The following is a 26,403-nucleotide window of genomic DNA, read 5'->3' as shown; positions in this document are numbered from 1 at the left end:
CCTATAAGCCTTGTCCGTCGTTAATGCGTTGGACAATCTTATTGACTGCAATCAGCAGGATAATATTGATAAAGGCATTGAACAAACCAACCGCTGTTGAGTAAGAGTAGTCCCCTGACACCAAACCGATTTTATAGACATAGGTTGAGATGATTTCAGAGCTGGTCAGGTTGAGGGAAGTCTGCATCAGAAAGGCTTTTTCGTAACCAACGTTCATGATGCCCCCAGCTGCTAAGATAAACTGAATGACCATAACTGGTTTTAGTGCTGGTAAGTCAATATGCCAGATACGTTGGAAGATATTGGCACCGTCTAGTTTCGCCGCTTCAATCAAGGCCGGATCAACATTGACTAAGGTAGCCGTGTAAAGAGTTGACGCCCAGCCCATTCCCTGCCAGATACCACTGAGAATATAGAGCGGTCTAAAGAAGTCAGGATCTGTCAAGAAGTTTGCTTCAATGCCAAACATTCCTAGGATGGAATTGACAGGTCCTCCTACTGAGAAGAAGAGGAAAATCATACCGACGATGACCACGACCGAGATAAAGTTTGGAGCGTAGAGCACCAACTGAATCCGTTTTTTAGCCTTATCGCTCAATAGTTGATTGAGCATGATGGCCAAAATAATGGGTGGGAGAAATCCTAGGAGCAGACCGTAGACACTCAATTTCAAGGTGTTGGCAAGTAAGGTAGCGAAGTTTGGAGAAGAGAGAAACTTGGTAAACTCTTCAAACCCAATCCACTCACTGCCAAGTACCCCTTTTAAGGGGTTGTAGTCCTTAAAGGCAATCAGCACCCCGTACATAGGAATGTAACGGAATATGAAGGTCAAGATCAAGCCCGGTAGTAACATCAGTAACAAGAGTTTCTGTTGCTTGATTCTATCGAATAGACTAGCTTGTTTCAGTTTTGATGTTTTCATAAGAACTCCTTTTTGAAACGTTTCAAAATTTTCTGTTTTAGAAAGAGGATAAACTCCTCTGTTTTTGAAACGTTTCATTTTTCTTGTAAAAATAAAACCAACTGTTTATTGATGATTTTATTTTATCATTGTAACCGTTTTCTGTCAACTGCTTTTTTAAAAATTTTTTGTCGTTTTTCCTTCTAGGTAAGAAATTGGTAATGTAACTTGGAGAGGACGCTCTCTTTTCTCGATGACATCGGCTAGACAGGCAACTGCTTCTTGGGCCATAGCCTCCAATGGCTGACGAATGGTGGAAAGTTCTAAAGAACGTTCACTTGCCAATTGAATACCGTCATAGCCGATTACCTGCACATCTTCTGGAACCCGTCGTCCCAGTTTTTCCAAAATGGAAAGGGTGTCAAGAGCCACAAAATCATTGATGGTAAAAATGGCATCAATTTGCGGGTTGGCAATCAAAAATTTCTCTACTGTTCCAACAAAATCATCATAGGGTTCTTCCAAATCCAAGACTTGACAAGGAAAACCAGCTTCTACTATCCGTTTTTCAAAATAGATTCTTCGCTTCTTGGTTTCGTTGATGGTTTTATTGTGCCCACCGATAAAGGCAAAATGGCGGCCACCTTTTGCAATCAAGATGTCCGCCGCTAACTCCGCACCAGCTTGGTTGTCCGAACTGACACAGGCAATAGCCTTATTTTCATAGGTGCGGTCGATACTCACAAAAGGAATATTGGACGATAGGTAATCATCAATGGGACTGTAGGTGATGGCGATAATGCCGTCCACCTTATTTTGTTGCAGCATAGTCAGATAATCCAGTTCCCTTTTTGGACCAGAAATATTGCAAAGGAGCAACTTGTAATTTTTCTTACTCAGTTCAACTTCAACATGATAGGCAAATTCTCCAAAAAAAGGATGCCAAACTGTCGGAATAATCAAGGCAATGGTTTCGGTCTTGTTCTTCTTCATGCCACGGGCATAAACATCTGGAATGTAATTCAATTCCTTGATGGCTGCATTGACTTTTTCAAGCGTGCTTTCCTTAATACCTGGCTCATTGTTGATAACTCTTGATACAGTCCCAACGCTCACACCAGCAACTCGCGCAACGTCTTTCATGGTGATTGATTTTTGCTCTTCCATGGTTTACCCCTTTCTTTTGAAACGTTTCAATAATTTATACTAGAATATCATTGATAGCGTTTTCTGTCAAGGGAAATAGACTTATTAGCAAATAAAAACACCCAAAAAGCTAGAATTTTTCTAACTTTTGGGTGCCGTTCAAAAATCTTTTCTATATTTATTTGTACATCTTCTTCATTGGGTGTTTTGCAAGCACTTCTGGGTGATTATCGAGTGCAGCTCTGCCTTTTTCCGTCAAGGCATAACCACGGACGGTAAAGTATGGAGCCAGCTTTTCTTCTGTCAAGTTGTCCTTGAGGGCAGTGTCCAGGTCTGCCGCCTTCATCTTGGACAGGCCTGTCACTCCTTCTGCTTTGAGGATATTTTTCTTGGCAGTCGAGGTGATATGGTCTAGGGAATCAAAGGCTGATTCCACATAGGCATAACCGTCTGCGATCAACTGCTCCATGTGAGCAGGACCGTTGATACCATACATGTACTCGAAATATTTTGAGTAGGGCGTCGTCGTTTCAAAAGAACCCAGGCTAATCCGCCATAGCAAAATAATATCTCCTGGCAAAATTCCTTCTTCCAGACGAACCATATTGCGTTTGGGCACTGGCTTGGCTTCTAAGAGCCAGGTCGCTAGGTCGCGTTCTGGGGAGATATAGGGCTTGACCTCGTGGTCCTTATACATTTCTTCAATACGTTTTTCTGCTGACATGTTCAACTTTCTCCAAGAGTATTTCTATCAGCCTGACTGGTTTGATCGACCAAGACATTTAACTGATAAACTCCTGCTATTATACACTATTTTGTAGATTTCAAACAGAAAAGGAACCCTAGCTCCGATTAAAGCCTAGGAAGCGGGTTCCCTGAAAGTGTAGGGTTCCCCTGTCGCCCTCAGCCAAGAGGGCAAATTCATCCGAGCGAACACGAAACTCTTGCCGTTTGCCTTCCCATTCAAAGGTCACATAATAATTGGTCCGTGCCATTTCATTGCCAAAGACATGGGTCCGTTTGGCAACCAGCTTGGCAGTACACGTTTCTCTTGGTGACTGATTATTACGAAGCCACTCCGTCGTATTTTTGAATATCTGAAAACAAACGATGCCTAGTATGAGTGTCGCAAGAGCGTAGAAAAACAACATAAACAAACCTGAACTATTGACCAAATCTTCCATACTTAACTGCTCCTTTTTTTACTAATAGTATATCAAATTATCCACAAAAATCTATAGAAATTTTGTCACTTCAGCAGAAAATTGAAAATTGCATGAAATCATGGTAAAATGAGCATAATTTTACGTTTCACAGAAAGGATTTTCCATGAAAAAACAACTATTTTTTGCTCTAGCATCTACAATTTTATTAACAGCCTGTGCAAGCAATTCCACTACCAGCACTGAACAATCAAGGTCATCTAGCTCCAGCTCGACCTTAGCAACCACCACGGACACAACTGCTTCTAGTAAGTATGCCAAAGACCTAGCCTACGCCATCAACAATCCCGATGCTAGTTTCCCTCAGCTATCTAGCGATATTGCTGAAAACGAGGCCGTTGTAAAAATCAAAACGACCGAGGGGGACATCACTATCAAACTCTTCCCAGAGCAAGCACCATTGACAGTGGAAAACTTCCTGACCCATGCCAAAAACGGCTACTACAATGGCACCATTTTCCACAGGGTTATCAAGGATTTCATGATTCAAGGAGGAGATCCTCTGGGAAATGGTACAGGCGGTGAATCTATCTGGGCTGGAAAGGGAACAACTATCGACGCCGGCTATGGTTTCAAAGATGAAATTTCTGCCTTCCTCTACAATATCCGCGGTTCATTATCTATGGCCAATGCTGGCGCAGGAACCAATGGCAGCCAGTTCTTTATCAACCAGAATACAACTGATATGTCAAGCCAACTCTCGTCCTCTAGCTATCCAGGCAAAATCATCGAAGCCTATAAAACTGGAGGAAATCCAAACCTAGATGGCAAGCATACCGTCTTTGGACAAGTTATCGAAGGTATGGACATTGTGGATAAAATCGCCTCTGTCGAAACGGATAACAGTGACAAACCTAAAACAGATGTCAAAATTGAAGCCATTGAAATACTGAAAGATTACACTAAATAACAGAATAAAAAAGCTTGAGTAAATTACAAACCTCAAGCTTTTTTCTATACTGAACTAGTTGCGACGATATATACCCTTGAATACTTTATAAAGAAGGGGTACAGCAATGATAGTTGTAACCGCAGTGCCATAGGTTCCTAAGATTTTACTCAAAGCAGCAAGGAAGGATGCCGAATAGGTTAGCCCACCGACTAGACTCCCCGTTACTGTATACTTCAAAAGGTTTAAAATAATTTTGGTGATTGCTGCAACAACTCCAACCAAGACAATATTGGGTAAGCTATCATTTTTCTTTAGGAATTTTTCATAAAATAAATGAAGAATAAGGCAAACGATGAGCGATTCCAGAATGGTAATCCAAGCAACTGAGGCATAGCCAGATAGTAAATCAAAGATACCTAGACCCAGTGACGCCGCCACGGCTCCTTTTTTGGCTCCAAGTAGCAACACTCCTACTACCACCAGTGCATTGCCTAGGTGAACAAATTGACTACCAAATGGAATACGAATGAAGAAGACAACCACACAAATAAGGGCTGCAAATAGACTAACTTCTGTTAATGAGCGTAAATGATTCTGTTTCATACTTTCTCCTTTAGTTTTTGAAATGCTTCCTGTAATTCTGCTAGAAATGGCTCAAAATAAATCCCCAACTTTAAATCTCGATTCAGTGAAAGGGTTTGTTTTAAACTCTTGTCAATAAAGTCTAAAGCGAGGGGAATTGCCTGATGAAGACTAATATTTTCAATGGTTGCTAGAGCCAACAAGGTAGATAATATATCCCCTGTTCCAAAGAAGTGCGCTGGGTATTTTTTCGACATATAGGTCGTTATTTCCCCTGTTTCCTGCTGAAAATAGGCTACGCCAATTTGGCGATCACCAAAGGAAATCCCTGTCAGTACAATATCTGCAGATACCTGCTCTGCTAAAGATATTATTAAATCCTCAATATCCTGAATATCGTAGAAATCGCCCAGATACTCCCTACCGGTTAATAAAGCAGCCTCAGTCAAATTTGGTAGAATTAGAGTAGCTGACTGAGCCAGTTCCTTCATGGCTTCTGCATAAGAAGGTGTGAAACCTGAATAGAGTCGCCCATTATCACCCATAATCGGATCGACAATCAAGGGAATTTCTATTTCTTTAGCATAGATAGCCAGCTGACTTAGTTGCTGGGGACTTCTGCAATAACCTGACAAAATTCCAGTTACTTCCAAATTCAATTTCTTCCACTGTCCCAAATAGGCCCTATTCAAATCAGTCAACTCTTGGCTGACAACATCTGGAAAACCGCCTGTATGGGAGGATAAAAGAACTGTAGGTAGAAGCATTGTTTCTACCTGACAAGCTGCCGCAAGAGGGATACTCGTTGCAAGTGCAACCTTACCAACACCAGGTAGATCGTTTGCAAGCAATAATCGCCGAACCATAACTACCTCCTAAATTATTTCTCTTAAATAAAATTGCAAAGGATTTTCATATACTTTTCAATCATTATAAAAGCCATCTGTACTAGGTCAGATGGCTGTATCAGGTAGACCAAAAAGAAAAAGTAGGTATCCCTACTTCTGTTTGTTACGTTTCAAGCTAAATCTGTCTGGAACAGGATCTTCTCCACCTTCCACAAAGGGATGACAGCGACCAATTCGAGCCAAGCCCATCAAAAATCCCTTGAGTCCATGTTTCTGTAAGGCCTCTATCATGTAACTTGAACAAGTCGGCTGATAGCGACAGGAAGGCGGAAAGAGGGGAGAAATGCATTTCTGGTAAAACCTGACCAAGCCTATAAGGAGCTTGGTCATTTTTTCTTCACCGGTTTTGTAACTGCTAGCGTATGCAGTTTACTGATGTCTTTCTTATTAAGCTTGCGGTATTCTCCTGGACGCAAGCCAGTCAAATCCAAATTCCCAAAGCGAGTACGAGAAAGTTTGTCCACCTGCAGACCAACCGCTTCAAACATCTTCTTAACCTGATGATTACGCCCTTCATGGATGGTCAACTCGACCACAGAGCGATTTTTAACAGGATCAACCTTGATAATCTCATAAACAGCCGGCTTAGTTTTCTTGCCATCAATGACAACGCCACGAGTCAAGGGACGGAGTACTTCCTTATTGGCAACTCCTTTGACACGCGCCAAGTAAACCTTGTCAATCTCATTTCGAGGGTGAATCATCTCATCCGTAAAATCACCATCATTGGTCAAAATCAAGACACCTGACGTATCCCAGTCCAGACGACCAACAGGATAAATCCGTTCTTTGACGGTTGGCAACAAGTCCACAACGGTCTTTCTGCCCTTGTCATCTGACACGCTGGAAATAACACCTTTTGGCTTATGGAGCAAGTAATAAACTTTTTCCTCGTTGTAAATAGGTTGGCCTTCTACTTCTACCTTATCTCCAGACTTAATGGTCGTTGCCAACTCACGGACAACTTGACCATTGACGGTAACACGACCTTGCTTAATCAATTCTTCTGCCTTACGACGACTGGCTACACCAGCGTGGGCAATGTATTTGTTAATTCTCATTTTCTAACTCATTTCTTTCTAGGAATAGCTCGGTTTCTTGCTCCACCAAGTCAAGTTCTGATACATCAGGCAATTCTTCTAGACTGTTAATCCCCATGTAATCCAGAAAATAATCCGTTGTGACATATAGATTGGGCCTGCCAAGTACCTCTTTCTTCCCGTTCTCACGAATGAGGTCAAAGGCCTGCAATTTACTGATGGCACCGCTGGAATTAACTCCGCGAATATCATCAACTTCAATCCGTGTGATTGGTTGCTTGTAGGCTACGATTGACAAGGTTTCCAAAAGGGCTCGCGACATGGTCTGATTGATGGGGGTTTTAGCATAAATCCGCAACAAGTCGGCATACTCCTTTTTCGTCACCAACTTGTAGCGGTTGGAAGATTCTAAGAGAGCCAGGCCTGATGCCTTGTCGGCCATGTATTTTTCACTGAGTTTTTCTAATTGCTGGCTGACAGCTGTGGGCTGCAATTCCAACATTTCAGCCAAATTGCGTAAACTCAAGCCATCCTCACCTGCTACAAAAAGCAGGACTTCGATTTCAGCTAAGCGATTCATCTTCACTCCTTACTAGATAAATATCTCCAAAGGTTTCTGCCTGTTCCAAGATGATTTCATGAACCTTGACCAATTCCAAAGTCGCAAGGAAGATCGTAATCATTTCATTGATATCCTGGCTCTCCTGAAAAAGCTGACGCAGTTCAATGCGAGGGGCAACTTGGAAACGACTACGGACAAGGTCCATCATGTCTTCGATCTTATACTCATCCCGAGCAATAGTTGCGTGGGACTGACCAAGACTGGCCTGTTTTTCAGCCATGACCTTAGAAAAGGCAAGGAAAATATCGATGACAGTTTTATCTTTGGCTAGCTGGACATCCTCATAAATCAAGTCCAATTTTGGTTTTGAAAAATAGTTAGCCCGTTCATCATGTTGCTCTCCCAGTTTTTCGCTGAGTAGCTTGAACTTGCGGTATTCTTCCAATTGATCCAAGAGATCCATTTCTGGGTCGTCCTCGGGATCTGACTGTTCAACGACTTTTGGCAAGAGCCTCCGGCTTTTAATGACCATCAATTGACTGGCCATGACCATATACTCTCCTGCCACCTCCAAGCGCATGGCTTGCAAGGTCGCAATATAGGCCAGGTATTGTTCAATGACCTCTGTAATTGGAACCTCGTAAATATCCATTTGGTACTTGGACACCAGATGCAGTAAGAGATCCAAGGGTCCTTCAAAATCTTTTAATTTTATATCCATTATCTAAATTTTTCCAAACTCATGCTTGTTTTTAGTCCCAACTGCTTGGCGATTTGATCAAGGGATTTTCCTTCTCTGATTTGAGCTAGAATGTACTGCTCTCGCAATTTTTGAGCAGTCCAATCCGACTTCCCAATGGATTGAACAAATTCGGTCAAGCGATTGAAAAACCACTGACGAGAATAGGTCTGGCCTTTCTTGTCAAAGACATAGTGCCCTGTCAGATGCCCTTCAAGGTAGCCAACTAATTCCTTGGGAATGGATAGAACACGCTTGGTCACACCTTTCTCTACTGTCAAGACTTGAAAATCCAAATTGATCTGCTGGCTGGTCAGCTCTGCTATTTCACTAGGCGTCAAGCCTAAATAGGCTATCAAAAGTGCGATAAGCTGACCTTCTAACCAAGGACTTTCTTTAAAGAGTAAAGACAGGTCTTCGCTTTCCAACTTCTTTTTGACACGAGCCGGTCCTGCCATAGCCTGTAGCTTGTAAAACCTGTCCAAGTGACCTCTTTCATAAAGAAAGAAGAGAAATTGATTGACCGCCGATAGTTTTCTTCTCTGAGCAGCAGGTTTCAAGTCTAGCAGGGACTGCTGATAGAGCAAGAGTGACTGCTGATCTATGTCGCCCTTGGTCAACTCCACAAATTGCTGTAGGTCATAAGTATAGGATTTTTGACTGTTGACACTGACCTTTTTAGTCTGGATAAACTCTCCTATAGCCTGCTTCATTTCTTGCCTTCTTTTGATGCCAAGGGAAAATTATGCAAAAGCGCATTGATGGCTTTCAGAATGGATTTGCGGGTAATAATTCCTAGAAATTCTCTGTTTTCCCCTAGAACAGGTAGGAAGGATTGGTCAACTAGCTTGCGCATGACTTCTGTCAAATCATAATCCAGACCTACCGTTTCTTCATCCGTCTTTGCAATCAGGGAAATATCCGTATTCAATTCATCGTCTGACAACTCATGCTCAGCCTGGTATTTAATAATTTCCGTCAAGCCAATGGTCCCAAAGAATCGGCCGTCTTCTGTTACTACAGGCACACGAGAATAGGTCATGTGGCTGAGCAACAATTTAGCATGATCAATATTATGGGTATCGATAATAACAGCCAATTTATCCGCTGGGGTCAAGAAGGTTTCTTCTTGGTCCAACAAAAAGGCCTCAAATTCTCGTGCAATCATCTTGAAATATCCTTTGTCAATGCTGGGTAAAGTTGGTGGTGGCGATTGTAGTAATCCACATGGAAGTGATCATCATAGATGGTCACAAGAGCATAAAGGCACTCTCTGACCAAGCCACGTGGCTGACTAACGGAGCCAGGATTGAGAAAGAGAGTCTTGCCACGCACTTCCGCATCAGGTACATGCAGATGCCCATACAAACAAATATCCGCATCCACTTCCTGTGCCCAATAATCCAAGCGTTGCCAGCCATAGTTAATACCATAAAGATGTCCATGGGTTTGGGCAATGGTCACATCATCCAATTGAGTAATGAGCTGGTCTGGATAACCGCCAAAATAGTCGCAGTTGCCATTGACCACTTGGATGCCATCCCAAAGACTATCTTGACTGTCCAGCTCCGAATCACCATTGTGAAAGATGGCATCGACCTTGCCAAGATAGTGGTTTTTAATCTCTTCTACAATCTGTCTATCCCCATGAGAGTCGCTCATGACTAGGATTGTTTTGCTTGCTCCTGCCATACTGGAAATGCCTCCACTAATTTTTCTAGTGCTTGTGCACGGTGGGAAATCTGATTTTTTTCTTCTAGGGTCAACTCTGCTGAGGTCTTGCCTGTTTCACCGACGAGGAAGAGCGGATCATAGCCAAATCCGTTTTCCCCTCGAAGTTCCATACCGATAAAACCTTCCCAGTCAGCTTCGACAACCAAACTATCACGATTTGGAGCCGCCATGACCAGGGTGCAATGGAACTGAGCAGAGCGATTTTTCAAGTCGAAGACCATAGCTAACTCATGCAAGAGTTTGGCATTATTGAGCTCATCTGTGGCGTCTGGACCTGAAAAACGTGCAGACCAGACCCCTGGCAGTCCGCCAAGTGCATCAACCTTCAAACCTGAATCATCTGCCAAGACCATCTTGCCTGTCAGCTCTGCTATGGTTTCAGCCTTAAGCCGTGCATTTTCTTCAAAAGTCATACCTGTTTCTGCTACATCTGGCAGGTCAGGATAGTTGTTGAGGTTCTCAACTTGGTAACCAAACCGCTCAAAAAACTTACGGAATTCCTTGGTCTTACCTTCATTTTTAGTGGCAATCAAGATGGTATCTCCCACGCTTGCCAACCCCTTGTCTTGACCGAAGAAACTTGACATAGCCACACCATCTTTTGGCAGATGAACCAAGAGAAGCTTGTCATTCTCTGTTACCAGAATAGCCCCTTGGTGTTGGAGGGCCTTGAACTGTCTATTGTTTAACTCATTCAAAACATCACAGGCAAACTGGAAGAGGGAAAATTCAGACTGAAGTTTAATCACCTCAATATTGACACACTGGTTAAAATTCTCATCTTCATAGTTGCCAGCAATGAGTTTGTCAAACAATTGACCAATCTGGTAAATTTCTTGTTCTCTGCCAGTTTCTCCAAAGGAACTAAATAGGTTGGCAAAGCTAGCCTTTCCGATAAACCAGTTATGTTCATCTCTGTATTCGTATATCTTGTCAGTCATAGTTCTACATGCTCCACATAAATATCAATGCCCATCCAGCTTTCAGCAATTTCCTTGAAAGCTGCTGGGCTAGCTGTTGTGTAAAAACGGTGCTGAACATCCTTTTCGGTACGACTTCGGTTGATTTCGAAATAATTCAACAAAACCGAAATATCCCGTGCGCACTCTGCTCCACTGTCAATCAACTTGACATCCTTGCCCATGGCATTCTGAATAATGGGGCGGAGCAGGGGGTAATGGGTACAGCCCAAAACCAGCGTATCTACCTGACCGACCAAGGGACGCAGACTATCATAGACAACTTTCTTTGCCAAACTAGATTGATGTCCATTGGACTCTACCAAAGGGACAAACTTGGGACAAGCCAAGCTTTCTACCTGTATCCCAGGAGAGAGAGCCTGTATCTTTTGTCTGTAAATATCCGATTGGATGGTCATAGCGGTTCCTAAAACCCCAATCTTCCCATTCCTTGTCGCCTTGATGGCTGCGGAGGCACCTGGCAAGATAACTCCCAAAACGGGAATATCTAGAGATTCCTTGATTTCATCCAAGACAATTGCTGTAGCTGTATTACAGGCAAGGACAATCATTTTGACATTTTTTGTCAATAAGAAGCGCACCAATTCCCAAGTATATTCTCTGATTTGTTCAGCTGGTCTAGGACCGTAAGGAGCTCGTGCAGAATCTCCGATATAAACGATTTCTTCATGGGGTAATTGACGCATGAGTTCACGCACAACCGTCAAACCACCCACACCTGAATCTAAAAATCCTATAGGTCTATTATCCATACTGCTAAGAATAGCCAGAAGTCTGACTAACCTTTCTTTCTTACTCAAAAAAAGGGAATGGGAAAGAATATCCCAGTCCCATGTCGCTTATTTTTTCTTGCTTGCTGCTTTTTGCTGGCTCTTGATTTGGCGAAGTACTTGTTGTACTTTTGCTTCGCTTGGTTTTTGACCCATTTGGCTCATCATCAAGCGCAAGGCATTTTCATCCAAAACTGGCTTATCAGCAATATAGTTTTCCACTTGTTTGCGTGACAAGTAAATCCCCAAGGCTACACCACCTGCAAGTGCCACAAGCACCAAAACAATTACTAAACCGATACCTAATTGCATATCAATCTCCTGACTCTTCTAAAAATAATTCATTCGGAATTGCCCTGCGACAATCTCTTAATGAATCTATTATACCAAATTTAGCAAGCTTTTCCAAGACTTACCTGTCAAAATCAAAACCGTAAATGGTTGCGAAATAATCCTCAGGAGTTTCAGCACGACGAATCATACGAGCTGTACCATCTTCCTGCAAAAGAATTTCAGAAGAACGCAAACGACCGTTGTAATTGTAACCCATGGAGAATCCGTGGGCTCCACTATCATGGATGACCAAGGTATCTCCTACTTCTGCCCGTGGCAATTCCCGATTAACCGCAAATTTATCGTTGTTTTCACATAAAGAGCCTGCTACATCCACTACTTCAATCGGAGCGTCTGGTCGAGTGATGTTAGTGATATGGTGATAGGCGCCGTAGAAGGCTGGGCGCATGAGGTTGGCAGCTGAGGCATCTACACCTACATAGGTCCGATAGGTTTCCTTACGATGAAGCACCTTGGTAATCAAGTGACCATGCGGCGCCAACATAAAGCGACCCAATTCCGTAAAAATTTTGACATGTCCCATACCAGCTGGCGTGAGAATTTCCTCATAGGCCTTGCGAACCCCCTCACCAATGACTGCAATGTCGTTTGCTTCTTGATCTGGGCGATAGTTGACACCAATCCCACCTGATAGGTTGATGAAGTCCAAGGTCACACCTGTTTCCTCACGAATTTCCAAAGCCAATTCAAACAACTGACGCGCCAGAACAGGATAATAGTCATTGGTAACAGTATTAGAAGCCAAGAAAGCATGGATACCAAATTCCTTGACACCAAGTTCTTTTAACTCCTTATAGCCTTTCATCAACTGTTCCTTGGTCATGCCAAACTTAGACTCTTCAGGATGGTCCATAATATCCGTTCCCAGTGAGAATACTCCACCTGGATTGTAACGGAGGCAGACGGTTTCTGGGATCCCAGCAACATTTTTCAAAAACTCAATGTGCTCATAGGCATCCAAGTTGATTGTTGCACCAACTTTACGAGCATAGACAAATTCTTGGGCTTGCGTATCATTTGATGTGAACATGATGTCCTTGAAGCCCATTTTTTCACTCATGAGCACTTCTACATCTGTCGCACAATCCACTCCACAGCCTTCTTCTTGCAAGATTTTCAAAATGGCTGGTGTCGGTGTTGCTTTGACTGCAAAATATTCCTTAAAACCCTTATTCCACGCAAAAGCTGCATTTAAAGCACGAGCCTTGTCACGAATGCCTTTTTCATCATACAAATGAAAGGGAGTGGGAAATTGCTCCGTTATGGTTTCTAGAACTTCTTTACTAACAAATGGTGTCTTGGTCATATCTCTACCTCATCAAATATTTTTCCTATTATACCACAGAAAACACTTTTCAAGAAATGAAACAGTTTATGCCAACTATGAGGTCGATGTCTATTTCCAGAAAAATAAAGAGCCCCTAGAAACTTTCTATACTATCCGTTTTCTAGGGTGCTTTTCATTATCTATAACCGGAAATTGATGCAAACTAAATTCCGAACTGAGACTTATAAATCTATTTCTTATTCAAACCAAGATTTATGTACCTTCTCTGCATCTTTTATCTTACGCGGACCAGTCCCATAGCGTTCCGCATCCTGGTCTTCTTTATAGGGCAGAAAATAAGCTCCTGCTATATAGAGAGCCAGGGTCAGCAGAGATGTTTTTCCTAAAAATAGAGCAGCCAGGAAGAGCACACGCATCCCCCATGCTTCCCAGCCCAGTTTATGGGCCAGCCCTGCAAGGACACCAGATAAAATCTTGCCCTGTCTGAGCTTGTACAAATCAATTAACATCTTTTATTCCTTTCACATAGAAGCAGCCCTGCCCCGTCTGCCCTTTTACAAAGAGCACATCACTGCCCGTTTTTTCAAACTGGTAGGGGCTGATTTTCTTCTTGCGATTGACCAGAACCTGACCAGATGAAGAAATCAGTTGCCCTTGTATCCCTTGAGATTTTCCAGGATAGAGGGTCACTTGAGCCTGATTTAATTGAACAGATAGATGCTGTGGGTAGCCACCGCAGGTTGTCAAGCGGATATCCTGTTGTTTTTTATCCCTTGCACTGCGGATAGAAATATCCTCAAACGGTAAATAATCCAAGCGAGCATCTGCCTGCCCCAGTTCCAAGTCCAGTACAGACATCCATTCCTGAGGCAAACTAATGGTCAGACGACAAGGCAAGCTACTACTAAAATACAGACCACGTTTCTCCACATAGATACGAGGCAACTGGTTTTCAGGAGCATCCTGATTGTAGACAATTTCAACCCCGACCTGATTAGACTTAGCCTTGGTCATGGTTAGCCGTCCTTCTGATAGCTGTAAAAATAAGGATTCAATCCCTTCAAAGCTATAGGCCTGCTTCAATTTTGACGAAGCAAAGACCTTGAAATTGGGCAAGGTAAAACCAGTCTTGTGTTTTTCTTCCACAAAGAGCACATCCGGTCGTTCCTCAAATTTCAAAAAACAGGCCCGTGCCTCTTCCTTGGTCAAAATCCCCTTTTCATAAAGCTCAATCAATCGTTCTTGTTGTTTCTGTACCATGATTTCACCTCAATTCCCTTCTAGTATATCACAAACTTCCTGGAAAACATCAGCCCAAAGGCTGATATTGGCAAACTGAGGCTAGTCCATAGGACTAGAGCACCTTTTCTGAAAATAATTGAAAATGTGACAGCGAAACAAGAAAATAGAAAGAAGTATCTCAGACTTGGACGATAAAAAATGAATACGCTTGGGAACTGCGGAAGGGCTTTCTATAAAATTATATCATGTAGATGGAAAAATCCCAAGACTTTCCGAAATTTAGAATGACAAAGCATAAAGAAAACCAGTCCTCAGTAGGTATCTAAGAACTGGTTCTTTTATGATCTATGAAATTGTTCTCTAGGAGCCCCCGACATTTCCCACATCGGTATTTTTTTAGGTCAATGCGGCGCTTGCGCTGGTAGACTTGTCCACAGGACTGGCAGCTGTAAATCAAACTCGGCTTGGCTGCTTGTTCTAGTTTGGGAGCATAGCGCAGGCCGTCCACCGCAGCCAGCAGTTCCTTGAAGTCCTTGTCCCCATGCCGATAGCCTTTCTTCTCAAAGTAAAGATGGTAATGGCAGAGCTCGTGACGAACAATCTTCCGAAAAACTTCTAAGCCTTGCTCCTCCAAGTGCTTGGGATTAAAGTCCAAGTGGCCATCTTTAGGAAAGAAGCGACCACCCGTTGACCTCAATCGTCTGTTCCAGACTGCGACATGCCGAAATTCCTTACCGAAGTCTTGCAAGGAGACTTCTTGCACATACTTATTCAGATCCATTTGGTTTCAAAAGGCTAAGACCGATACGGTTGCGTTTGATGTCCACTTCAACCACCCAGACCGTTACGATTTCCCCAACAGCGAGGACTTCACTTGGATGAGGCAAGACTTGTTGGCGTCCATTCTTATCCCGTTTGCGTTTGACCATGCGTGAAATGTGAACCAAGCCATCTTCATGGACACCGATGTCCACAAAGGCTCCAAAGTCCACAATATTACGGACTGTCCCCTGCAATTCCTGTCCGACTACCAGGTCCTTGACATCCAAGACATCTTGACGGAGGACTGGTGCCTCAAAGTCATCCCGTAAATCACGACCTGGCTTGAGCAAGTCTGCGATGATGTCCTTCAAGGTTTCCTGACCGACACCAATTTTTTCTGCCGTATCAGCGATAGCAACCTGCTTTAATTTTTCCTGCGCAGACTCATCTAAGTGGTCAATGTCTAGCAGTGCCAACAAGTTCTCTACAGCCTTGTAAGACTCAGGGTGCACGCCAGTATTGTCCAAGAAGTTAGTCGCATCTGGGATGCGCAAGAAACCAGCTGCCTGCTCAAAGGCCTTATCACCCAGACGAGGCACCTTTTTGAGCTGCTGACGAGAGGTCAGGGCACCATTTTCCTCACGGTACTTGACGATGTTCTCCGAAATGGTCTTGTTAAGACCAGCAACGTGAGCCAGAAGGGCAGGACTGGCCGTATTGACATTGACGCCGACCTGGTTGACCACCGTATCAACCACAAAGTCTAGGCTCTCAGACAGAGATTTCTGGTTGACATCGTGCTGGTACTGGCCGACACCGATGGACTTGGGATCGATTTTGACCAATTCAGCCAGAGGGTCTTGCAGACGGCGGGCGATGGAAATGGCAGAGCGTTTCTCGACGGGGAGGTCTGGAAACTCGTATCGCGCCAGCTCAGAAGCTGAATAGACAGAAGCTCCGCTTTCATTGACGATGACGTAAGAAACTTCTGGGAAATCCTTGAGCAAATCAGCGACGAAGGCTTCAGATTCACGGCTGGCCGTTCCATTTCCGATAGCTATGATTTCCACCTGATATTGCCCAATCAAATCTGCTAAGTCTTTTTTTGCCTGAGCAATTTGTCGCTGACCAGCCGGCTCAACTGGATAGATGACCTGGGTTGTCAAGAGCTTTCCAGTCTGATCTACCACGGCTAGCTTAGCCCCTGTTCGAAAGGCTGGGTCAAAACCAAGAACAACCTTGCCTTTGAGGGGAGATACAAGGAGCAGATTGCGGAGGTTTTTAGAGAAGAGCTGGATTGCGCCCTCTTCTGCTTCTTCCGTCAATTCTGTCCGAATACGGCGCTCCATGGCAGGTAGAATTTTCTTCTTAATAGCCTGCTGAATGACATCCTTGATATAGCTATTGGACTGTGGAAAACGCAGCTCAAAGAAACGAACCATTTTATCCACATTGTGTTCAAAGGAAACCTTGAGAATACCTAGCTTCTCCCCACGGTTAATGGCCAGAGTCTTATAGCCCTGCATCTTCGCTACTTTCTCAGAAAAGTCATAGTAAATCTGAAAGACTTCCTTCTCATCTGCTTCTTGATCTTTTAGCTCTGAAGTCAGGCTTGAATTGGTTTGTACTTCATGATAAACCCAAGCCCGAAGCTTATTGTCTTCTGAGATAGCTTCCACCAAAATATCCACAGCACCAGCCAAACAAGCCTGAGCAGTGTCAAAGCCCTCGCAGATAAAGCCAGCAGCCTGTTCTTCCAAGTCAGCCACATTCTGCAAAATCAATCTAGCCAGCGGGAACAGTCCAGCCTCACGCGCCACCGTTGCCTTGGTCCGACGTTTTTCCTTATAAGGCAAGTATAGCTCTTCCACATCTGCCAACTTTTCCGCTTCCTCGATAGCCTGACGGAGCTGGTCTGTCAATTTGCCCTGCTCTTCAATCTTGGCAAGGACAGTAGCCTTACGGTCAGCGAGAGCAGTCAAGGCCTTATCCCGATCAATGATAGACTTGATGACCACCTCGTCCAAGTTCCCCGTCACATCCTTCCGATAACGAGCGATGAAGGGAATGGTGTTTCCTTCAGCCGTCAAAGAGAGAACCGTATCAATCTGTTTTAAACTAACGCCCAATTCCTGAGCAATTTTCAAATATTTTTCTTCCATAGCTACTATTATAGCATGAAAGTGGTAGGTTGGAGATGACAAAAGAGTATGCTGCAATGACAACATACTCTTTTATATTAAAATTCTGCCAAATCAGGATCCAACTGGCCTTTTAGGCCTGTCAATGTATCCAACTGAGCAACTGCTTCTGGACTAATAACCAAATCTTCTATCTCCAAATTAGCCTGGATATTTTCTGGGCTGGTTGATTTTGGTAATGGTAGGAAGCCTTTTTCTAAGGACCATGCTAGCGCTAGTTGGGCGACGCTGCAGCCTGCTTCCTTGGCCAAGTCTGCGGCTTCTTGACTTTGGAAGAGGGTTCCTGTACCAAATGGACTATAGGCCTCCAAGAGAATGCCCTTGGATTTACAGTAGGCCACTAATTCTGGCTGAGGAGTTCCTGGGGCCAGCATAATCTGGTTGACCATGGGTGTGATTTCAGCCGTTTCAAGCAAGCCTTCCAGGTGATGTTCCATAAAGTTAGACACCCCGATAGCCTTGACCTTACCTGCACGATATAAGTCTTCCAAGGCTTTCCAAACTTGGGCATTGCGTTCCTTCCAGCCGATGCCGTCGCGAATGGCCTTTGGATTTGGCCAGTGGATAAGGAGTAGGTCCAGATAATCCACGCCCAGCTTGGTCATTGAAGTAGCAACTGAATCCAAGGTATCCTCATAGCCGACCTTGTCATTCCATACCTTTGTCGTCAGGAAAATATCCTCACGCGCCACACTGCTGTCAGCAATGGCCTGACCGACGCTGGCTTCGTTGCCATAAATCTGTGCCGTGTCAATGTGACGATAACCTGCTTCCAAAGCGTAGAGAACAGCACGATGTGCTTCTTCGCCATCTGGAATTTGCCAGGTGCCAAAGGCGATTTTTGGAATGGAAACACCATTTGATAATTGATATGTCTTCATAAAAGACCTCCTGTATTTTCTAGTACCAGTATAACCTAAATTGTAAGCCCTGACAAAAATTTTGTAGAAAAAAGACACCCGAAGGTGTCTGCTCACATTAATCTGGCTCTATAATTTCTGTAGTGGGTAAAACCACCATGGAGATTGTGGAGCCTTTTGGAGTGTAGAAAAAAGTCCCATATGACCTATAATGAAAAGCGACTAAACAACTCATTAGAAAGGGTTCATATGGAACAACTAAATCTTATCACAAATTTTCTCAGAATTAAAGACAAAAATATTACTATCTCTAATGAATATGACCTGGGAACTCACTTAGAACTCCACGGTCACTTGGATTACACAGCCCCTAAATGCCCAAAATGCAAGGGACAAATGGCAAAATACGACTTCCAGAAGGCCTCCAAAATTCCCTACCTAGAAACTGCTGGCTATCCCTTACTTATCCGCCTTAGAAAGCGTCGTTTCAAGTGCAAGGAATGTGGGAAAATAGCGGTCGCTGAAACTCCTCTTGTCAAGAAGAACCACCAAATCGCTGTCGCAGTTAACCAGAAGATCGCTCAATTACTCATCGAAAATCAAGCAATGACACATATCGCACACAGGCTATCCATCTCAACATCATCAGTTATTCGAAAACTAAATGAGTTCAAGTTTGAAACGGATTGGAACAAGCTTCCAGAAGTCATGTCCTGGGACGAGTATGCCTTCAAGAAGGGGAAGATGAGCTTTATCGCACAAGATTTCAACTCCCTGAATGTCATAACCATTCTGGACGGAAGAACTCAAGCAACCATTCGAAACCACTTTCTGCGCTATCCTAGAAAGGTTAGAAATCGGGTCAAAGTCATTACCATGGATATGTTTAGTCCCTACTACAAATTGGCTAGACAACTATTTCCAAACGCCAAGATTGTACTCGACCGCTTTCATATCGTGCAACACCTTAGTCGTGCTATGAACCGTGTCCGTATTCAAATTATGAACCAACTTGATAGAAAATCGCAGGAATACCGAGCCTTGAAACGCTACTGGAAATTGATACAACAGGATAGTCGTAAACTCAGCGATAAACGATTTTATCGCCCTATGTTTCGGATGCATTTAACCAACAAGGAAATTCTAGAAAAACTCCTATCCTACTCAGATGAGCTCCGACAGCACTATGAACTCTATCAATTTCTCTTGTTCCATTTCCAAGAGAAAAATTCAGATCATTTCTTCAGTCTCATCGAACAGGAAATAGCCTCTGTTAATCCTATTTTCCAGACGGTATTTAAGACATTTCTAAAGGATAAAGACAAGGTTTTAAACGCCATGGAATTGCCTTATTCCAATGCCAAACTGGAAGCTACCAACAATCTCATCAAAGTCATTAAGAGAAATGCCTTTGGTTTTAGGAACTTTGAAAACTTTAGAAAACGCATTTTGATTGCTTTGAACATAAAGAAAGAGAGAACGAATTTCGTCCTCTCTAGGTGTTAGCTTTTCATCTACCCACTACAGTTGACAAAGAGCCATTAATCTTTAAAACTTATCTTTCGAAATTGATTTTTTTCGCTAACTTATCAATCACTACTGCACCAACCAATAGGGACAGCAATTCTCCACCTGCAGTTGTCAACCAAGTCAAGAAGAATGGCAAATCATACAAGAATTTCAACTCTAGAGCGATTGTAAACATGGTCGCTGCAAAAAAGAATGAGAAATAGAAGAATGCCTTGTTAAACAAGCCTCCGAAGAGATAGTCTTTCTTGTATTTTTCAAAGAGAATCACCCCAAGGCTAACAAAGACAAGGGTTGAAAATCCACCTACAAAGAGGTCAATCACACCGAAACCAATCAAGTTAGAAATCATACAACCGATGGTCACGGCGATGATATACTTACGGTTGTAAAAGGCCAAGAAATTGAGCATTTCTGACAAGCGGAACTGAATGGCTCCGAAGGAAATGGCGTTCAATGGTGGTGTCAGAGTCAAAGCCACATAGATGGCCGCGACAAGAGCAATCTCTGCCATATCTCTGGCAGTCCATTTAGATGTATTCATGAAAATTCTCCTTTAGCAAAATGCTTGTAATATGCTTGGGTAAAGTGAGCAAGCCCCAAGGGTCGTTGAAAATTCAACAACGTTGTCTAGTATAGCATATTTTCCAAAAAAATGGTAGACTATTCCTTATGGAAAAGCTATTTTATCAACTCATAAACAACGAAGTCATTCTTTATTTGATTGCAGGTGTCGCAGCAACCCTGTTCTATATGGTCACTCGAATGGGACTATTTTTAGTCATCCCTTCCATTCTCCTAGTCACCCTTTTGGCCAATGCAGTTGCCATCCTCTTTGCCTTCTGGACCAACGACCGTTTTGTCTTTAAGCAAGAACATAATGGCTGGCCTCAGCGACTGGTCAAGTTTGTATCTGCCCGCATCGCAACCTTGGTTATGGATATGGCCCTAGCCTACTTGCTAGTTCAAGCCTATCCACAATTGATAGGGCAGTTCGTCAATCATGACCTAGCACTTGTCAATGTCATTTCCACACTCTTCTCACAGGTATTGGTTATCGTGCTCAACTATTTCTTGAGTAAATTGTTTATTTTTAAAGATACGAAATGAGGCTCCGAATGGAACCTCGTTTTTTTTATAAATATAGCTTGTTTTTCCAAGCTTATTCCTTATCTATCGGTGTAAATCGGCTTTTTATTCTGTTCAAAATGGAAACAATATCCCCATCTCTTGCATGAAATTCTTCCACTTGCATACTTTGAACGCTAGCATTGATAACAGCTCCAATAATCAAGACCTGAGCCATAAATATAAACCAGAGCATGAAGACTAGGAAGATAACGGCTGTAACCATACGAAAATCCAACAAGCGATTGGCATAATTATCCACATAGATAGTGAAAAGCTTGCCAACCGATGTCATAACCAAAAGAACAAAGCTTGTTCCAGGCAGAATATAGCGGATTTTCTGAATACGAATATTGGGCAAGAAAAAATAAAGCATGATCAAGCCTGTAAATAAGGCAATTAGACCCACTAATTGCGTCTGACTAAGCAGACCTCTTAACCACTGATTATCCAGCGGAAAAAGTTGACTAAGGTAAGAAATAATGACCTGACCAAAAGTCAGGAGGGTCATACTCAGCAGAATAATGACTTGTAAACCAATTCCTAAAAATATGCCTATCAAATGCCCGACAATAAAATCTCGATGCTCATTGATACCATAGGCCTTGTTGACGGCCTTTTGCAAGATGGTCATACTGCGCGACAGGGTCCACAGGGTCGTCGCAATCGAAATTCCTAACCAAGACGACGACGGCTTGGTCAAAATAGAGGTGATAAAGTCCGATACTGAAGGATAGAGCCTGTCAGGTACAAATTCAGCCACAACCGACAAAACCAAGTCAATGTCGAATGGAAAATACGGAAGTAGATTGGCCAAGGTTAACAAGATCGGAAAAATGCCGATTAGCAAATAGTAGGCCACCGCCACACTGGTCACATCAATATCCGCATTCCGATAAAAAGAAAAGAAGGTCGAGCAGAATGTTTTCAAACCTTCAACAATTTTGGTTTTCTTCATTCCCTCTCCTTCTCTCTAGCTATCTTAATAGCTTCCCTCTTCACCTTGACTTGTCAAAATGACCGGACCATCTTTTGTGATAACAAATTGATGTTCATATTGGCAAGATAGACCACCATCAAGAGTCTTATGAGCCCAGCCAGTCTTCATATCCGTGTCAATTTCCCAGGTACCAGTGTTAATCATAGGCTCGATTGTTAGAACCATGCCCTCACGCAAGCGAAGTCCACGGCCTTTTGTTCCATAGTGGGGAACCATCGGCTCTTCGTGGAAGGTTGGCCCCACACCATGACCCACCAAGTCACGAACAACACCATAGCCAAGACCCTCAGCATATTCTTGAATAGCAGCACCGATATCGCCGATACGATTGCCAACAACTGCCTGCTCGATACCGCGGTACAAACATTCCTTGGTCACATCCATCAAGTTTTGCACTTCTTCAGACACCTGACCAACTGCATAAGCCCAACAAGAGTCTGCACAACCACCACGATAAGACTGGGTGATTTTCTTCATAGCCTTGACATCATTGAAGTTTAGCTTAGACACGTCAACAACTGATTTGTCCAGGGGCTCACTGAGTACCATATCAACCTTGAGCAAATCGCCTTCTTTCAGCTTATAATGGCGTGGAAAGGCATGTGCTACTTCATCGTTTAGCCCGCAGCAAGTTGCATAAGGATAATCCATCAACTCACCATCAACACCAATTTGAAGGGGCAAGACATTTTTCTCCTTACAGGTTTTACGGACATATTCTTCCACTTCCCACATGTCCACGCCTGGTTTGATAATCTCACGCAAACCGATATGGACACCTGCTAGCACATCGCCAGCACGGTTCATGGCATCAATTTCTCTTTGTGATTTAATGGTAATCATTGATTTTCTCCTACATTTCTCATCTAAAATCAGCCCTTTTCAAGCTAAATCTTAGGTATTTTCTCATTTTATGGCTGTAGCGGTCACTGCCACGATATTGCTCCACTTGTACAAAACCCGTTTTTTGGGCAACCATCTGACTGGCCCGATTTTCCTCATGGGTGATGATGGTCAATTCCTTTAACCCGATTTCATAAAAAGTCAGAAAGACCAGATTTTTCACCGCTTCCGTCATCAGTCCTTGACCCCAGTAGTCTTTTTTTAGGAAATAGCTGAGCTCCGCAGTAAGTTGACCTTCATCGATTTTTTCAAAACAAAGCGCACCAATCATCCGCCCTGAAACCTTGTCAATCAAGGCCCAATTCCCCAAAGGGTTACGCATAAATTTCTCAACCATGGTCGCAAGAGCCAGGTTCTTATCTTTCAAGGCTGGAAAGATAAAAGGAAGATTTTCAGGATGTGCAGCAATCGCATAGAAATCATTCCTATCTTCATAAGAAAAGGGCCTCAAAATCAATCGTTCTGTTTCAAAGCAAGCACATTTAGCCAGACTTGTCCAAATTGTCATAGTGTACCCAAGGGGCTGAGAAATTCTCCCAGCCCCAGTTTGTTTGATTAAGTAAAAATTGTATTTGAGGGCCGTCCTAGTCCTCAATCAACTGAATGTCAGCCCCAAGCTCCGTCAATTTCTCAATAATGTTTGAGTAGCCACGCAAGATAAATTCAATATTGGTAATTTCTGTGCGACCTTGGGCCATCAAACCTGCAATAACCATGGCTGCTCCGGCCCGCAAATCTGTTGCCTTAACTGATGCACCAGTCAATTGATTTGGACCTTCAAAGGCAATATAATTGCTACGAGTTGAAATGTTTGCACCCATATTGGCCAATTCCTGCACATGACCGACACGTTTTTCATAAATGGTATCGATAATTTTTCCAGTTCCCTCTGCTGTCAAAAGGAGCGGTGTAATTGGCTGTTGCAAATCTGTCGCAAAACCAGGATATGGAGAGGTTTTGATGCTCACAGCCTTCAATTTTTCTTGTTTTTCAACAAAGATACTGTCTTCAGAAACGGTCATGCGAACGCCCATTTCTTCCAACTTAGCGATAAAGCTTTCCAGGTGTTCATAAAGGACATTATCAATGCGGATACCTTCACCTACTGCGGCAGCAAGCGCAATATAGGTTCCAGCTTCAATCCGGTCTGGAATCACTTGGTGACGGGTTCCATGAAGGCTATCGACACCGTCGATAGTAATGATGTCTGTACCAGCACCACGAATATGGGCACCCATGTTATTCAGAAGTGTTGCAACGTCAATGATTTCAGGCTCACGAGCTGCGTTTTCAATGACTGTACGACCCTCAGCTTTAACAGCAGCCAAAATCGTATTGATAGTTGCCCCAACGCTGACCACATCCATGAAGATATGAGCTCCTTGGATACGTTGACCATTGGTCGCCAAACGCATATAGTCACCTTCATAGGTTGTTTCAGCACCCATAGCCGCAAAAGCCTTCAAGTGCAAGTCAATGGGACGTGGACCCAAATCACAGCCACCAGGCAAGCCCACAACTGCTTGACCGAAGCGACCAAGGAGGGAACCGTAGAAATAGTAAGAAGCTCGTAAGCTATTGATTTTACCAAATGGCATAGGCATATCTTGTACACCACGAGGATCAATTTCAAGCGTTTCCCCATCACGCTTAACAGTCGCCCCCATAGTTTCCATAATATCAATTAAACTATCAACATCTGAAATTGCTGGAACACCGTCTAGTGTGACAACACCGTCCGCAAGTATAATGGCAGGAATTAAAGCAACGACTGAATTCTTAGCACCACTAACTGTTACAGATCCCTTCAGTGTTTTTCCACCATTTATCACAATTTTTCTCATACAAACTAGTCTCTTTCTCTTATTGCCCCAAAAAGGCATACGTTTTATTCTACCACAAGGCAAGATAAAAAGCTAGATATTTGATACATAAAAGAAAGACGAGGCTGGGCTCAAGCCCAACCTCGCTTCTCAGGGTTCGTGTCAACATCTCAGCGCAGTGGTTGATTGGCAGATTTGGTCGTGTTTTACACTCCAAATCTGACCATTACGACTGTTGCGAACAAAGTTCGCTCTATTTCCAACCTCAAAAGGTTCACTGAACCTTTTGAGCTGTGCGGAGGTGGGAGTGAAACAGTCTGGGGATAGACTGTTTCAGCTCAACAACTGGAAATAAGGACTTGTTGACGAACTCTTTTTTGACCAGTCGAGTTCTTTCCCGCTCCCATCCTAAAAATCATCTATTTCTATCACTCATTTACAGCAGACTTTAATGCTTCTACCTTATCCAAGCGTTCCCATGGCAAGTCAATATCTGTCCGACCCATGTGACCATAGGCTGCCGTTTGCTTGTAAATCGGACGTTTGAGGTCTAGCATTTGAATAATACCAGCTGGACGGAGATCAAAAATCTGACGAACTGCAGCTTCTAACTTGCTCTCAGCTACTGTACTTGTACCAAAGGTATCGATACGAACAGAAACTGGATGAGCAACACCGATTGCATAAGCCAGCTGAACTTCCGCCCGCTTAGCCAAACCAGCTCCTACGATATTTTTAGCGATATAGCGTGCTGCATAGGAAGCTGAACGGTCCACTTTGGTCGCATCCTTACCAGAGAAGGCACCGCCGCCGTGACGAGAGTAGCCGCCATAGGTATCTACGATAATCTTACGACCTGTCAAACCTGAGTCCCCTTGCGGACCACCAATAACAAAGCGACCTGTTGGGTTGATAAAATAGTTGGTTTGTTCATCCAGGTATTGATCTGGAATAATATCCTTAATGACACGCTCAATGACATCTTGACGAATTTGTTCCTGACTGACTTCCGGATCGTGCTGAGTTGAGATAACGACTGTATCCAAACGAACAGGTTGATTGTTTTCATCATACTCAACTGTTACCTGTGACTTAGCATCTGGACGTAGATAAGCAATTTCCCCAGATTTTCGTAATTCTGCCAAACGGCGCACCAATTTGTGACTTAGTGAGATGGGCAATGGCATGAGTTCAGGCGTTTCATCTACTGCAAAACCAAACATGAGCCCCTGGTCACCTGCCCCAATCAAATCCAGTGGATCTTGACTAGCATCTTGGCGCGCCTCCAAGGCTTCATTGACGCCTTGGGCAATATCTGGTGACTGTTCTACTAGCGACGGATGAACCCCAACCGACTCCGCAGCAAAACCATACTCACCCTTGGTATAGCCAATCTCAGCAATGGTATCCCGTACCACACGGTTAATATCCACATAGGCAGTGGTTGAAATCTCACCAAAGACATGAACACTACCTGTGTAAACAGCCGTTTCCGCCGCTACGTGTGCATCTGGATCCTCTGCTAAAATAGCATCCAAAATAGCATCTGAAATCTGGTCAGCAATCTTGTCCGGATGTCCTTCCGATACTGACTCAGACGTAAACAACTTACGTTCTGACATAAAAATGTCCCCCTTAAAATAAATTGTTATCAAGGTTACAAAGAACTAGTCGAAGACTAGTGATTTGCGAAAGACTTTGGTCTTGAGCAAAGAAAAACTCTATTTGCGAAAGACACCTATCTTGAGCAAAGAAAAGCTCTATTTGCGAAAGACACCTGTCTTGAGCAAAGGAAAATTTCCAGATACATAACGAGAAAGCAATAACTTCCAAGTATG

Annotated in this window: 31 protein-coding genes and 1 riboswitch; of the genes, 3 read left to right on the top strand and 28 right to left on the bottom strand. The window is 43.3% G+C overall.

From position 1 onward, the window contains the following. Position 1: 1 nt before the first annotated feature. The 4 genes from C1G53_RS06715 to C1G53_RS06700 all read right to left on the bottom strand — a co-directional run bounded on the left by C1G53_RS06715 (position 2) and on the right by C1G53_RS06700 (position 3,231). Complete coding sequence (locus C1G53_RS06715; protein ID WP_105118174.1) at positions 2-922, bottom strand: ABC transporter permease; 921 nt, start codon at positions 920-922, stop codon at positions 2-4. Between the two features lie 156 nt (positions 923-1,078). Then, entirely contained in the window at positions 1,079-2,068 is a 990-nt protein-coding gene (locus C1G53_RS06710) for a LacI family DNA-binding transcriptional regulator (protein WP_105118173.1), read from the bottom strand. Positions 2,069-2,225: 157 nt separating this feature from the next. Next, a complete protein-coding gene (locus C1G53_RS06705; protein ID WP_105118172.1) occupies positions 2,226-2,771 on the bottom strand; it encodes a hypothetical protein in 546 nt (181 codons plus the stop codon). Between the two features lie 118 nt (positions 2,772-2,889). Continuing rightward, complete coding sequence (locus tag C1G53_RS06700) at positions 2,890-3,231, bottom strand: DUF2500 domain-containing protein (protein ID WP_105118171.1); 342 nt, start codon at positions 3,229-3,231, stop codon at positions 2,890-2,892. Between the two features lie 145 nt (positions 3,232-3,376). Between C1G53_RS06700 and C1G53_RS06695 the strand changes: the two genes are divergently transcribed. Continuing rightward, positions 3,377-4,180 (top strand): peptidylprolyl isomerase, encoded by an 804-nt coding sequence (locus C1G53_RS06695; protein WP_105118170.1) that lies wholly within the window; start codon positions 3,377-3,379, stop codon positions 4,178-4,180. A gap of 54 nt (positions 4,181-4,234) precedes the next feature. Here the strand turns inward: C1G53_RS06695 and C1G53_RS06690 are convergent, their stop codons facing one another. The 18 genes from C1G53_RS06690 to C1G53_RS06605 all read right to left on the bottom strand — a co-directional run bounded on the left by C1G53_RS06690 (position 4,235) and on the right by C1G53_RS06605 (position 18,205). After that, positions 4,235-4,765, bottom strand: coding sequence for an ECF transporter S component (locus C1G53_RS06690; protein WP_105118169.1), 531 nt, complete (start codon positions 4,763-4,765; stop codon positions 4,235-4,237). Beyond that, complete coding sequence (locus tag C1G53_RS06685; protein WP_105118168.1) at positions 4,762-5,610, bottom strand: pyridoxamine kinase; 849 nt, start codon at positions 5,608-5,610, stop codon at positions 4,762-4,764. Before C1G53_RS06685 ends, C1G53_RS06690 begins: the two co-directional genes overlap by 4 nt. 132 nt (positions 5,611-5,742) lie before the next feature. Further along, complete coding sequence (yidD, locus tag C1G53_RS06680) at positions 5,743-5,982, bottom strand: membrane protein insertion efficiency factor YidD (RefSeq protein WP_105118167.1); 240 nt, start codon at positions 5,980-5,982, stop codon at positions 5,743-5,745. Then, a complete protein-coding gene (locus C1G53_RS06675) occupies positions 5,979-6,713 on the bottom strand; it encodes a pseudouridine synthase (protein WP_105118166.1) in 735 nt (244 codons plus the stop codon). Before C1G53_RS06675 ends, yidD begins: the two co-directional genes overlap by 4 nt. Next, positions 6,703-7,272, bottom strand: coding sequence for an SMC-Scp complex subunit ScpB (gene scpB, locus C1G53_RS06670; RefSeq protein ID WP_105118165.1), 570 nt, complete (start codon positions 7,270-7,272; stop codon positions 6,703-6,705). The genes C1G53_RS06675 and scpB overlap by 11 nt, the downstream gene beginning before the upstream one ends. Beyond that, a complete protein-coding gene (locus C1G53_RS06665) occupies positions 7,256-7,975 on the bottom strand; it encodes a segregation/condensation protein A (RefSeq protein ID WP_105118164.1) in 720 nt (239 codons plus the stop codon). Before C1G53_RS06665 ends, scpB begins: the two co-directional genes overlap by 17 nt. After that, positions 7,975-8,706: a site-specific tyrosine recombinase XerD gene (gene xerD, locus C1G53_RS06660; RefSeq protein ID WP_105118163.1), complete on the bottom strand. Its 732-nt coding sequence runs from the start codon at positions 8,704-8,706 to the stop codon at positions 7,975-7,977. The genes C1G53_RS06665 and xerD overlap by 1 nt, the downstream gene beginning before the upstream one ends. Beyond that, on the bottom strand, positions 8,703-9,161 hold the full coding sequence (gene cbpB, locus C1G53_RS06655) for a cyclic-di-AMP-binding protein CbpB (protein WP_029179818.1): 459 nt from the start codon (positions 9,159-9,161) through the stop codon (positions 8,703-8,705). The genes xerD and cbpB overlap by 4 nt, the downstream gene beginning before the upstream one ends. Continuing rightward, positions 9,158-9,685: a metallophosphoesterase gene (locus C1G53_RS06650; RefSeq protein WP_024402643.1), complete on the bottom strand. Its 528-nt coding sequence runs from the start codon at positions 9,683-9,685 to the stop codon at positions 9,158-9,160. Before C1G53_RS06650 ends, cbpB begins: the two co-directional genes overlap by 4 nt. Further along, on the bottom strand, positions 9,658-10,668 hold the full coding sequence (locus tag C1G53_RS06645; RefSeq protein ID WP_105118162.1) for a nucleoside-triphosphate diphosphatase: 1,011 nt from the start codon (positions 10,666-10,668) through the stop codon (positions 9,658-9,660). The genes C1G53_RS06650 and C1G53_RS06645 overlap by 28 nt, the downstream gene beginning before the upstream one ends. Continuing rightward, positions 10,665-11,459, bottom strand: coding sequence for a glutamate racemase (racE, locus tag C1G53_RS06640; RefSeq protein WP_105114557.1), 795 nt, complete (start codon positions 11,457-11,459; stop codon positions 10,665-10,667). Before racE ends, C1G53_RS06645 begins: the two co-directional genes overlap by 4 nt. A gap of 87 nt (positions 11,460-11,546) precedes the next feature. Then, positions 11,547-11,789, bottom strand: coding sequence for a YneF family protein (locus C1G53_RS06635; RefSeq protein WP_105114558.1), 243 nt, complete (start codon positions 11,787-11,789; stop codon positions 11,547-11,549). Between the two features lie 100 nt (positions 11,790-11,889). Further along, positions 11,890-13,137, bottom strand: coding sequence for a diaminopimelate decarboxylase (locus C1G53_RS06630; RefSeq protein WP_105118161.1), 1,248 nt, complete (start codon positions 13,135-13,137; stop codon positions 11,890-11,892). Positions 13,138-13,355: 218 nt separating this feature from the next. Continuing rightward, entirely contained in the window at positions 13,356-13,628 is a 273-nt protein-coding gene (locus tag C1G53_RS06625; RefSeq protein ID WP_105118160.1) for a PspC domain-containing protein, read from the bottom strand. Beyond that, positions 13,618-14,379: a hypothetical protein gene (locus C1G53_RS06620; protein WP_105118159.1), complete on the bottom strand. Its 762-nt coding sequence runs from the start codon at positions 14,377-14,379 to the stop codon at positions 13,618-13,620. The genes C1G53_RS06625 and C1G53_RS06620 overlap by 11 nt, the downstream gene beginning before the upstream one ends. 304 nt (positions 14,380-14,683) lie before the next feature. Continuing rightward, complete coding sequence (locus C1G53_RS06615) at positions 14,684-15,142, bottom strand: SprT family protein (RefSeq protein WP_105118158.1); 459 nt, start codon at positions 15,140-15,142, stop codon at positions 14,684-14,686. Continuing rightward, on the bottom strand, positions 15,129-17,285 hold the full coding sequence (locus C1G53_RS06610) for a Tex family protein (RefSeq protein ID WP_105118187.1): 2,157 nt from the start codon (positions 17,283-17,285) through the stop codon (positions 15,129-15,131). Before C1G53_RS06610 ends, C1G53_RS06615 begins: the two co-directional genes overlap by 14 nt. A gap of 77 nt (positions 17,286-17,362) precedes the next feature. Further along, positions 17,363-18,205, bottom strand: coding sequence for an aldo/keto reductase (locus C1G53_RS06605; protein WP_105118157.1), 843 nt, complete (start codon positions 18,203-18,205; stop codon positions 17,363-17,365). Between the two features lie 228 nt (positions 18,206-18,433). On the opposite strand from C1G53_RS06605, the gene C1G53_RS06600 reads away from it, so the two are divergent. Next, the gene (locus C1G53_RS06600) at positions 18,434-19,690 is read left to right on the top strand and encodes an ISL3 family transposase (protein WP_192873108.1); all 1,257 of its coding nucleotides are present in this window, start codon (positions 18,434-18,436) and stop codon (positions 19,688-19,690) included. A 49-nt stretch (positions 19,691-19,739) separates the two neighbouring features. Here C1G53_RS06600 and C1G53_RS06595 read toward each other — a convergent pair whose 3' ends face one another. Then, a complete protein-coding gene (locus C1G53_RS06595) occupies positions 19,740-20,255 on the bottom strand; it encodes a QueT transporter family protein (protein WP_105118155.1) in 516 nt (171 codons plus the stop codon). After that, a riboswitch (PreQ1 riboswitch) is annotated at positions 20,253-20,354 on the bottom strand. Its footprint overlaps the gene before it by 3 nt. A 29-nt stretch (positions 20,355-20,383) precedes the next feature. Between C1G53_RS06595 and C1G53_RS06590 the strand changes: the two genes are divergently transcribed. Then, positions 20,384-20,821, top strand: coding sequence for a GtrA family protein (locus C1G53_RS06590; protein WP_105118154.1), 438 nt, complete (start codon positions 20,384-20,386; stop codon positions 20,819-20,821). A 52-nt stretch (positions 20,822-20,873) separates the two neighbouring features. Here C1G53_RS06590 and C1G53_RS06585 read toward each other — a convergent pair whose 3' ends face one another. From C1G53_RS06585 to metK, 5 genes are all read right to left on the bottom strand, one after another. Next, positions 20,874-21,797 carry a YihY/virulence factor BrkB family protein gene (locus C1G53_RS06585; RefSeq protein ID WP_105118153.1) on the bottom strand — a complete coding sequence of 308 codons (924 nt, stop codon included), beginning with the start codon at positions 21,795-21,797 and terminating at the stop codon, positions 20,874-20,876. Positions 21,798-21,821: 24 nt separating this feature from the next. Continuing rightward, complete coding sequence (locus C1G53_RS06580; protein WP_105118152.1) at positions 21,822-22,682, bottom strand: methionyl aminopeptidase; 861 nt, start codon at positions 22,680-22,682, stop codon at positions 21,822-21,824. Between the two features lie 19 nt (positions 22,683-22,701). Further along, on the bottom strand, positions 22,702-23,250 hold the full coding sequence (locus C1G53_RS06575) for a GNAT family N-acetyltransferase (RefSeq protein WP_105118151.1): 549 nt from the start codon (positions 23,248-23,250) through the stop codon (positions 22,702-22,704). Positions 23,251-23,326: 76 nt separating this feature from the next. Then, complete coding sequence (locus C1G53_RS06570; RefSeq protein ID WP_105118150.1) at positions 23,327-24,586, bottom strand: UDP-N-acetylglucosamine 1-carboxyvinyltransferase; 1,260 nt, start codon at positions 24,584-24,586, stop codon at positions 23,327-23,329. 407 nt (positions 24,587-24,993) lie between these two features. Beyond that, the gene (metK, locus tag C1G53_RS06565; RefSeq protein ID WP_105118149.1) at positions 24,994-26,187 is read right to left on the bottom strand and encodes a methionine adenosyltransferase; all 1,194 of its coding nucleotides are present in this window, start codon (positions 26,185-26,187) and stop codon (positions 24,994-24,996) included. Positions 26,188-26,403 lie beyond the last annotated feature (216 nt).

It is taken from the genome of Streptococcus suis (assembly GCF_002960445.1).
GTDB lineage: Bacteria > Bacillota > Bacilli > Lactobacillales > Streptococcaceae > Streptococcus > Streptococcus hyiners.
The sequence above is the reverse complement of the archived record's forward strand: the minus strand, read 5'-3'. Positions and strand labels throughout refer to the sequence as shown.